Origin of the sequence: Desulfotomaculum sp. (assembly GCA_003513005.1) — a bacterium.
Classification (GTDB): Bacteria; Bacillota; Desulfotomaculia; order Desulfotomaculales; family Nap2-2B; genus 46-80.
In genome coordinates this window covers 1-2713 of sequence record DOTD01000015.1, presented here as the reverse complement: position 1 = coordinate 2713, position 2713 = coordinate 1, and the positions used below count along the sequence as shown (strand labels likewise).

Below are 2713 nucleotides of genomic sequence, written 5' to 3'. Positions count from 1 at the left end.
ACTCATCGCTGTAGTATTAGTTACCAATTTTCACTAAAAACACACACCAATTTATCTATTCTAATCTGAATTGGATACGGAAGTTTGAAGCAGGACTTTCTTTCTTTAACACTGCCTCACCTGGATAATAATATCCGCGCGTCAACTACCGCGTACCGGTCAGGATAAGACAGCACCGGATTGAAATCCAGTTCGCTGATTTCCGGAGTGTCCACAAGCAAATTACCAACATTAACTACAAGATCCGCCAATACCTCAACATCGCTGGGTTCGTTCCGGCGCACGCCTTGCAGGACCTTATAAATCTTGGTTTCCTTAATCAGCCTCAATGCTTCTTCCCTGTCGAGCCGCGCCAGCCTGAAGGACGCGTCTTGCAGCACTTCAATCAAAATACCTCCCGCCCCGAACATAACCACCGGCCCAAACTGCGGATCCCTTAAACCGCCAACCGCTACTTCTACGCCTTTGGGCATGGACTTTTGGACAATCACTCCGTTTATCTCGGCAGGCGGGGCATTTTTTCGCACATTCTGAAGCATGGTGTCATACTCGTTGGTGAATTGCTCTTCCGATTGAATGTTGGTAACAACACCGCCAGCGTCGGTTTTATGAATGATTTGCGGGGACACCACTTTGATTGCCACAGGAAAGCCTATTGATCTGGCGGCTGCTACTCCGTCTTCTGCATTTGAAACATAAATGAATTGAGGATAAGTTATTTTAAACTGATCACAAACCTGATAAGCTTCCGGTTCCAGCAAATTACTTCTTCCCGCGGCCAAAGCATCTTTTACAATTTTTTTGCAGTCCATTATTGAACCCACCTTTTTAATTAAGTGTGAAATCTATTTAAAGGTTTTATGGGTATTTTTCCATTCACTATATCGGATCATGTTCGCCATAACGACGGCTGCTACGTCGGGAAATTCCATGGTGGGTATGCCGCCGCGCTCAAAGAGAAGCCTCAGCCCGGCGACATTTGAGCCGAATGTGAGTACGCAGAGCAAGGGCTTCCGCTCTTCTTCGGGAAAGGAATTATACCCTTTCAGGATGCTCTCGACAAGCTTTTCATCGCCTAAAAAAGGTGGAGGAGTGTTCAAATAGATTAACCCGTCCACGCCTTCATCAGCAAGAATGGTTCTAACAATTTCTTCATGCATCTCTTTAGTTACAGAAGCCGTCAGATCCACATACCCATGCGGCTCGCCGACGACAGCCGTCGGGGCGAGTATTTCTTTTAAATACTCCTTGGTACCGTCGGACAGCCGGGCCATTTCCACAATACCGGTCGCCTGCAAAGCGTCTATGCAAATTGTTCCCGGCCCGCCGACAACGGTAAGAACACATATCCGGTTTCCCCTGGGCAGCGGCTGCTTGCCCATAGCGCAGACGGTATAAAAGAATTCCGCGATAGTTGCGGCTCGAATAACGCCGGCCTGGCGAAACGCGCCATCATAAATCCTGTCGTTGCCAGCCACTGCGCCCGTGTGACTGCGCACCGCCCCGGAGCCAAACGAGGTCCGCCCGCTTTTGTATGCCACTACCGGTTTCGTTTGCGATACCTTTTTAGCCGCTTCCACAAAGCATCTTCCCTGTCTGATTCCTTCCACGTACAAGGCGATGACCTTGGTATTTTCATCTTCGCCAAGAAATTCCACCGCTTCGTCCACGCCCACATCAGCCATATTGCCTACCGTAAAAAACTTGCTGATGCCGATTTGCTCCATGTCTTTAGCCCAGGTGAGAAATGAGGCGGCCAGCGCGCCGCTTTGGGAAATTACGGAAACCCCGCCTTTAATGCACGGCGGCACATCAAATGTGGTATTCACACCACTGTATTGATCGACGATTCCCAGGCAATTGGGTCCGATTAGCCTTATACCGCGGGCCTGCAAAGGTTCCAGCATGGCCTTCTCTTTTTCTCCGCCTTTTACCGAACCTCCCTCGCTGAATCCGCCGGAAACAACCACTATACCGGCCACGTCACCTTTTTCGTCCTTCCGCCGGGCTATTTCCCGTGCCATACTGACACATTCATCAGCGCCGACAATCAGCACAATTAAGTCCAGCCGGCCGGGAATATCCATGATGTCCGGATAACACGTAAGCCCTTCTATTGTTTTTTGCGTGGGGTTAATTGGATATATTTGTCCGTCGAAGTCCATGGCCTGAGCATACCGGATAATTTGATTGCCCGGCTTATCCTGCTTGGGTGAAGCCCCAACAACGGCAATACTCCTGGCGTTAAACAAGCCGCTCAGACTGCCCTTAGCCTGGCTGTCATCGCTCATTATCATTCCCTCCGATTTTCCTAATACTTGCATAAATAATAACATAACCGTACCAATAGATGTAAGTCTTACTCGAGACAGCACGATGCGTAAGGCCAGACACATTTTTCGCAATAAAGTAAATCAATCCTTTTTTATACAAAATATCTTAAGGACAGTGCATTATTTAATTTGGGTTGCGGGCGTAGCCCGCTTTAGAAAGCTAGGGCTATACAGCTTGTCCGTTGACTGACCTGCGAATGTCTAATATGAATGGTGTCGGATAGCCGTATGAGGGAAAACCTCACGTACGGTTAGATGAGGGTCTTCTGGTGTTCTGAATACGGTCGGGCTAATGAGGCACTTCCAAAGGAAACGGGGAGAAACTGATAGGCTTGGCCTAAGTTCTGTATGCCAGGGGTTATTATTCACAGCCCAAAAAA

2 protein-coding genes are annotated in these 2713 nt (G+C 48.6%); both read right to left on the bottom strand.

Annotated elements, in window-relative coordinates; all coding sequences use genetic code 11:
- Window positions 1–116: 116 nt before the first annotated feature.
- Window positions 117–812, bottom strand: a complete 696-nt coding sequence (locus DEH07_01305; protein HBY03191.1) for an acetyl-CoA synthetase — start codon at window positions 810–812, stop codon at window positions 117–119.
- 33 nt (window positions 813–845) lie between these two features.
- Entirely contained in the window at window positions 846–2396 is a 1551-nt protein-coding gene (locus DEH07_01300) for a hypothetical protein (GenBank protein HBY03190.1), read from the bottom strand.
- Window positions 2397–2713 lie beyond the last annotated feature (317 nt).

Bases quoted from the DNA above. Each gene is read 5' to 3' on its own strand.
- DEH07_01300 (HBY03190.1), bottom strand. From the start codon at position 2,396: ATGTGTCTGGCCTTACGCATCGTGCTGTCTCGAGTAAGACTTACATCT.
- DEH07_01305 (HBY03191.1), bottom strand. From the start codon at position 812: ATGGACTGCAAAAAAATTGTAAAAGATGCTTTGGCCGCGGGAAGAAGT.